At 68.5% G+C, this 7,864-nt stretch carries 2 protein-coding genes; one reads left to right on the top strand and one right to left on the bottom strand.

The genetic code is table 11. The features are described 5' to 3' along the window. Positions 1–268 precede the first annotated feature (268 nt). Entirely contained in the window at positions 269–1,294 is a 1,026-nt protein-coding gene (locus tag ACIA77_RS42805; RefSeq protein ID WP_395891888.1) for an alpha/beta fold hydrolase, read from the bottom strand. 881 nt (positions 1,295–2,175) lie between these two features. On the opposite strand from ACIA77_RS42805, the gene ACIA77_RS42800 reads away from it, so the two are divergent. Then, positions 2,176–7,104, top strand: a complete 4,929-nt coding sequence (locus tag ACIA77_RS42800) for an AAA family ATPase (protein ID WP_395891887.1) — start codon at positions 2,176–2,178, stop codon at positions 7,102–7,104. Positions 7,105–7,864 lie beyond the last annotated feature (760 nt).

The raw sequence follows: 7,864 nt of genomic DNA, 5'->3' as shown, positions 1-7,864 counted from the left end.
GCTGCGGCATCTCGACACCGTTGTTCAACTTCAGTACGGGAACGCTGGTCAACTCACAAACCCTTCTGTCCGAACGAAAAACTCACGGAACGATCAGGTGCCATGGCGCGTACTCGTTCGAGCCATTCCGTACGACGAACTCACCGAGCCCGGCGCACCCGCTGGTTCGCGCTGGTGGCGCTGCAGTCGCCACCAGCGCGAACCTGCCAACGCAGATGATTCTCGCGAGTTACCGGGATCGCTGTGGTTCGCCCTTTGGCGGTGAAAGCTACTTCTGCAGGAAGGACTGCAGCAAGGCCGTCACTTCCTCCGGCCTCTCCTGCGTCACGAAGTGGCCCGAACCCTTCAGGACGTGTCCGTCGACGTTCACGGCGTACTCACGCCACTGATCGGCGATGAGTGAACCGAAGGAACGCTCACCACCGATCGCGAGGATGGGCATCTTCAACTTGCCCTGAGCCAGGAATTCCTTGTTCTGCTCAACATCCGTGCGGAATCCACGGTAGATACTCAAATTGGCCGTCAAGCGGCCGGGCTGCTTCAGGAAGTGCGCGTAGTAGTCAAAGTCCGACTCCGTGAACGGCGACTTGTCGCCCGCCACGTACTCCAGCATCAAGTCGTGGACGAGGTCGCGCTCGTGACCCGCGATCAGCTTTTCCGCCAGGGCCAACTGGAAAAAGCCGAAGTGCCACGCCGTGGGCTGGGCCGGGTCGGCGTTGAGCACGGGGAAGTGGTAAAAGCTCTCATCCGGAATGGGGGCTTCCATCACGGCCATGCTCCGCACTTCCGACCGGAATTGCGCCCCGTAGGCGTAGGCGACCACCTCACCGAGATCATGGGCGATGACCTGGACGCCCTTGTTGAGCTTGAGCTGCGTCAGCAGCTGATGCACGTCCCTCGCCAACTGCGCAGCATCGTAACCACTCTTGGTGACCTCGGACTCCCCAGCACCACGCATGTCGACGGCGATCACGGTGTGATTCTTGGCGAGCGGAACCATCTGCTGCCGCCACTCGGACCAATCCTCGGGGAACCCGTGCATCATCACCAAAGGCGAACCTTTGCCACCCACCACGTAGTGCATGCGGAAGCCGTTCACTTCCGCAAACTTGGACTGAAAACCAGCGGGCGGTTGAGACTGCGGGTAACGCGACTGCGCCGTCACAGAGGCAGGTGCCTCGTCGCCGACTCGTGCCGCAGAACTCGAAGTAGCGGAAAACACGAGTAGCATGCCAGCCAACGCCGCAATGAACGCGAAAGGTCTGTTGACCTTCCCTATTTTGATGCCCATCATTCTCCTGCTTGGAGTCGGTACTCGTTACGCGTCAGCAGACGCACAGGACAGTGAAGCGAGCTAGCCGGCTATGCCTTGTCGCGCAAGGAATCGGCCGAACATACGGTCGGACCATGCTCCCGTCTCGCGTTGGTTCGCCTGAAGGGTGGAGCCGGCCGCCAGCCGATACCCCACTTCAACCCGATCGAGCTACGAGACTTCAACCCGATCGAGTTCCGACTCGGTAGATCGCTTCAGAGAGTCAGCGACTGGCGGGTGCAACTTCTTACCCTCCAAGTCTCGGGTAGCCGAACCGGCCCGCCTCGGCCTCCACCCGTGGGCCCCAGGCCGTCACCCCAGAGTCCCCGACAGTCGTGTGCACCTTTCGGGCCCGGTGACGGCTACCACGCCCCGCGAGAGACAACCGAACGATCATCGGCGGGAGCGATTCGCACGTCCACAAGATCGCTGGCCGACCCCAGCACCCGCCACTGTGGAGTTGCGACCCACGACTACGACCTCACGCCCCGCCACACTCGAACGGGTAAGCCGCTAGTTACACTGAGTGGCCATTCAAGCTCAGTCGGGCAGCGGCCGTCAGAGCGGTGAGTTGTCCATGTCGTGCAAGGTTGTGTGAAGCTCGCCGGCCCGGAAACCTACCGCCGCCAAGCTCGTCGGCGCCGCTCGCGGTGTCGGCTCGATCGCCGTGCAGCTCGCCCGTGAAGCCGGCGCACCCGTGATCGGCACGGGCGGCACTGCGGACCGGGAGCGCGCGCCCGGTCCGGGGAAGTCGGCGGCGACGCGCCGCCTTGCCCACCACAGGCGGAACCGGTCACGAACTTGCGCGAGCGGGTTGGCGAGCGTAGGCAACAGAGGAATCCGACCGCACATGGAGGTGTCGGATGGGGTTGGGCCAAGGCCCGCCGGCCAGGGCCGAAGTTCTGCAGGAGAGCGCGCGCACGCGGGTGACGCGGGTGTACCTGCCAGGGGGCACCGTCGTGCGCAAGGAGCCGCTCGGACCCGACCTGCAGCAGCGGTTGCGGCACGAGGTGACGATCCTGGAGCGGCTGCGCGGTGCCGACGGAGTCGCGCAGCTGGTGGACGCACCAGGCGACCCGGATTCGATCATGGTTGCGGACGCCGGGGAGACGACCCTCGCCGGGTTGGCCACACCGCTGGCCGTGGATGAACTCATCCGGCTGGCCATCAAGCTGGCGGAGGCGGTGGCGGGAATGCACCGCCGCGGAGTACTGCATCGAGACATCACCCCGGCCAACATCGTGGTTTCCGGCGACGGTGTTCCTTGCCTGGTGGACTTTGCGTTGGCGATGTCGTTGGCCGAGATCCGTCCCGAGTTCACCCACCACAGCGAGATCGTCGGGTCGCTGGCCTATCTCGCCCCCGAGCAGACCGGGCGCACCGGCCGGTCGGTGGATCAGCGGGCCGACCTGTACGCCTTGGGTGCGACGCTGTACGAGCTGGCGACGGGCGCGCCCCCGTTCGGCTCCGGCGACCCGCTGCGCCTCACTCATGATCACCTGGCCCGGGTGCCGGTGGCGCCTGCCGAGGTGAACCCGGCCGTGCCGGGGGCGCTGTCCGAGATCGTCATGCACCTGCTGGAGAAGGAACCCGACCATCGCTACCAGACCGCGGAGGGTCTCGCCCACGACCTGGAGCAGGTGCGCGACGCCCAGGCAGATCCGGTGCCGGCCCGGGTTCACGTCGGCGAGCACGATGTTCCGCCGCGACTACTGCCGCCATCGCAGCTGGTGGGCCGCGAGGGCGAGGTGGCGGCGTTGCAAGCGGCGTTCGAGGAGTCGCTGACGGGCCGCTGCCAGGGGGTGCTGGTCAGTGGCGCGCCGGGGGTCGGAAAGACGGTGCTGGTGGATCAGCTGCGGCCGGTGGTGACGAGCCGGGACGGCTGGTTCGTGGCCGGCAAGTTCGACCAGTACCGGCAGGATCTGGAGTTCAGCGCGGGTGTCCAGGCTTTCCGCGCGCTGGGCCGGCTGTTGCTGGCCGAGCCGGAGGACCGGTTGGCCGAGGTCCGCGAACGGATCGTCGAGACGGTCGGGCCGAACGCAGGCCTGTTGACCGCTGTGGTGCCGGAGTTCGCCGCCCTGCTGGGTGTGCCACCGGACGCGGGGGATCCGCTGACCGCGCAGGCGCGGACGCAGCGAACCGGTGTGCAGGTGCTGCGGGCGGTGGCCTCGCGGAAACGGCCGGTGGTGGTGTTCCTCGACGATCTCCAGTGGGGTGGGCGCACCCCGCTCGGCTTCGTCGACCTCCTGCTGTCCGAAGATCCGGTCGAGGGCCTGTTACTGGTGGGCGCCTACCGCACAGGAGAAGTGGATACGCCCCATCCGCTGGCTGGGCTGCTGTCCCGATGGCACGAGCAGGCCGGCGTGCGCCGGCTTGAGCTGGACAACTTGGCGGTCCCGAGTCTGGTCACCATGGTGGCGGAGATACTGCACGCGAACAGGCGCGCGGCGACTGGCCTGGTCGACGTGATCAACGAGCGCACGTCCGGCAACCCGTACGAGACGGTCGAGTTGCTCAACGCGCTGCGCCACAACGGGATGCTGACCGCGACGGCTACCGGATGGCAGTGGAACGAGGCGGTCGCGCGCGATCACCTGGGCCAGTCCGACGTCGCCCGCCTCCTGTCGGCTCGCGTCGGTGCGATGCCGGCGCCGTCGCGCGCGCTGGTCGAGGCGATGGCGTGTTTGGGCGGGCGTGCCGAGACAAGCCTGCTGCAGATCGCCACCGCCGCATCGGCGGGTCTGGTGGAACAGCGACTGGCCCACGCCCTCGACGACGGCCTCCTCGTGGTCGAGCCCGGGCCGCGTGAGCTCGTGCGGTTTCGCCACGACCGCATCCGCGAGGTCATAGTGGGCGGGCTGGACCCGCGGCGGCGACGCACCATGCAGCTGGCCATGGCGCGGCGCCTGTCCGGAGTGCCGGAGCTGTTCGCGGTGGCCGCCGAGCAGTACCTGCCGGTGATCGACGCCGTCACCGACGCGGCCGAGCGACAGCGCGTGGTGGGGCTGCTGCGGCGCGCCGCTGACCAAGCGGCCTTGACCGGCGACCACGCCTTGGTGAGCGCGCTGCTGGCCGCCGCACTACGGCTGATCGACCCGGGTGAGACCGCCACGCTGGTCGAGTTGCACACCGCCCGCCACACCGCCCTCTTCAGCCTCGGGCGGCTGGAGGAGGCCGACGAGGATTACGGCACGATCGCGCGGCTGTGCACCACCGCGTTGGACCGCGCAGACGCGAGAGCGGTGCAGATTCGCAGCCTCGCCCACCGCAACCGATACGCGGAGGCGATCAGCCTCGGACTGGACTCGCTGCGCGAACTCGGTGTCACCGTGCCGGCCGCGGACAAGCTCCCGGCCGAACTGGACCGGCAGTTCACCTACCTGCACCGGTGGCTGGAGCACACCGAGGCCGCCGACGACCTGTCCCGAGCGGAACTCACCGACCCGGCACTCCTCGCCGCGGCCCGGGTGATCACGGCGCTCCTCCCAGCGGCCTACCACGCTGCCGACCTCGCGTGGTACGGCTGGCTGAGCCTCGAGGCGGTGCGGATCTGGCTTGAGCACGGCCCCGCGACGATCCTGCTCGGCCCCGCCGGCACCGCCGCCTTCGCCGCGGCGGTGCTCCGCTCCGACGACGCCACCGGGTACCGGGCAGTGCGGCGCGTCCTCACGCTCGCCGAGGCCGGCGGCCGCGAGCCCGACACTTCACAGGTGCGCCACCGGTTCGCTCTCGTGGCCTGCTGGTTCGAGCCGATCGAGAACGGCGTCCAAGCAGCTCAGCAGGCTCGCGACGGGCTGATCGCCGGGGGCGATCTGACGCTCGCCGGCCAAACCTACGGCCCGACCGGGTACTACCTGCTGGACTGCGCACAGACGATCGACGCCTACACCGAGGACGTGGAGGAGGGGCTGGCCTTTGCGCACCGGACCGGCAACGAACAGGCCGTCCAATGGCTCGACAGCTACCAACGGCTGGCCCGGGTGCTGCGCGGCGAGGTGTCCACCGCGGCCGGCTCGTTGGTCCCCGACCGGTACGCCGACACTCCCCAGGCACTTCTCCACGCACACCTCAACGGCACGATCGCCGCCGCCATCCTGGGCGACCAGGCCGATCTGGAGCGGCACACCGCGGCAGCGATGCCGCTGCTGCCGGCCGCACACGGCATCTACCCGATCGCCGTGGCCCGTCTCCTGCGCGGGCTTGCCCTCGCCGCACGAGCGCGGACCGTCGACGGTACCGAGCGCGATGGCCTGCTGTCCGAATTGGACGAGGTGACGCGGTGGCTGGCCGCCCGAGCCGCGGACGCACCGGACAACTTTCTCCACCTGCTTCGGCTGCTTGAGGCCGAGCGCGCATGGGCACAGGGCGACTTCCGCGCCGCCGTCGGGGCCTTCGACGCCGCCTGCCTCGAAGCCGCACGGCGTCAGCGCCCCTGGCACCGGGCCCTCATCGCCGAACGCGCGGCCCGCTTCCACCTCCACCACGGCGGCGAACATGCCGGCTACGGACTACTTACCCAGGCCCGGCAGCAGTACGCCGCGTGGGGGGCGACCGCCAAGGTCGACCAGCTGGACTGGGCCTACCCCACCCTGCGGCCGCCTGCCGACGGGACAGACCGGCCTGCTGATCTTCTGAGCCAGCCGGCGGCGGTCACGACGGGAACGCTCGACCTTCTCGGCATTCTGTCCGCGTCTCAGGCGCTGAGCTCCGAGACCACCGTCGAACGCCTGCACGCCCGCGTGGTCGAGGTGCTCAGCGCGATGACCGGCGCCACCGCCGTAAACTTGCTGCTGCGGAGCGAGATCCATCAGGAATGGCAGCGAGCGACTCCAGGGAGCGACTCCGGCACCGCGCCGATCACCGGCACCGAGGACGAACAGTCGGTTCCCCTGTCGGTGGTGCGCTACGTCCGGCGCACCGTCGAACCGCTGGTCGTGGACGACGCCACCCGTGACGATCGCTTCGCCCGCGATCCCTACTTCGCCGACGTCGGCTGCTGCTCGCTGCTCGCTCTCCCCGTCCTCAGCCGCGGCAGCCTGCGGGCGGTGTTGCTGCTGGAGAACCGGCTCATCCGGTCTGCGTTCACCGCCGTGCGGCTCGACGCCGTGAAGCTCATCGTCGGCCAGCTGGCCGTCTCCCTGGACAACGCCCGGCTCTACTCCGAGCTGACCTCCTCGCGCGCACGGATCGTCGCCACCGCCGACCAAACCCGCCGACGCATCGAGCGCGACCTGCACGACGGCGCCCAGCAGCGGCTGGTCTTCCTGGCCCTGCGGGCCCAAGAGGCCAAGGCAGCGGCGCCGCCCGAGGCGAACAACCTGGCCGCGCAACTGGACGACCTGACCGCCGAGGCGAACCGCGCACTCGACGAGCTGCGCGAACTCTCCCGCGGCATCCACCCCGCGATCCTCACCGACGGCGGCCTACGCCCCGCACTCAAATCGCTGGCCCGCCGCTGCACCGTCCCGGTCGAGTTCACCGTGCGAGCCGACCAGCGGCTACCCGAGCAGACCGAGATCACCGCCTACTACATCGTGGCCGAAGCACTGACCAATTCAGCCAAACACTCCCACGCATCGGTCATCACCGTCGACGTCGAAGCCGACGACGCGATCCTGCGAGTCCGCGTCCGCGACGACGGCCACGGCGGCGCCGACCTCTCCGGCGGATCCGGCCTGGCCGGGCTCAAGGACCGGGCCGAGGCGCTCGGCGGCCACCTCTCCGTGCAGACCTCCCCCGGCGCAGGCACCACCGTGCACGCCGAACTCCCCCTGAACCGCGCCCCTCGCTGACAGGCCGGGCGGTCGCCGCAGCAGACCACGTCGCCGCCGTTCGTCAGTTCCGGCGACGCCGCCATCGTCTGACCTGCCGCGGGACGTTGGGACCCCCGGCAATCGGCGTTTCCCGCGACGTTGTCCAGTTGCGCGAAACAAGCCGGCGGCCGAGGACGACTCCGCCTGGCACGGGGTGATCTCCGGGGAAGGTGACGGCGTTTGGCGGGCGGAAGCGGCAGGAAGAGCTCGACGCGGCGCAACGGGAGAACCGATCACCCCGGCCACGGCGCGGACCTGCCGGAGCTACTACGTGGGTGGGCCACCGCTGGTCACCCGAGAGCGCCGCAGACTCAGGTCGGGCACCGTTGTGGGCGGTGTCCGAGTGATGCCGGCCGCCCAATCACACGGCCCAGACCCGCGCATTGATTGCGGCACGGATTCCTACCACTGACAGGGACAGGCTATTCACGTGCCGCAAGCGTGATACTGGGGTCATGGACCGACGTACTGCACTGAGCGCGTCCCTTCCACCCAACGGGCCCGGCTGACCCGGAACTGGTCGAGTACAGCGAGCGACCCCAGCTACCTGGCGCCCGCATGGAGGAGTTCACTGAGCTGGCACTGTGGCCGGAAAGGCTCACCGGCTAACCGTTCCGGCTGCAGCACTGGACGCCTGGCCATTCGACTCTACTCAAGCCGGGGGCACATCATCGCGGAAATCTGTTCCGCTGAAATAATCGCTCTCGCATTTCGAGAGTTTTATTCATTACGTCGTAGT

The organism is Amycolatopsis sp. NPDC051903 (assembly GCF_044452505.1).
In the GTDB taxonomy this organism is placed as follows: Bacteria; Actinomycetota; Actinomycetes; order Mycobacteriales; family Pseudonocardiaceae; genus Amycolatopsis.
The sequence above is the reverse complement of the archived record's forward strand: the minus strand, read 5'-3'. Positions and strand labels throughout refer to the sequence as shown.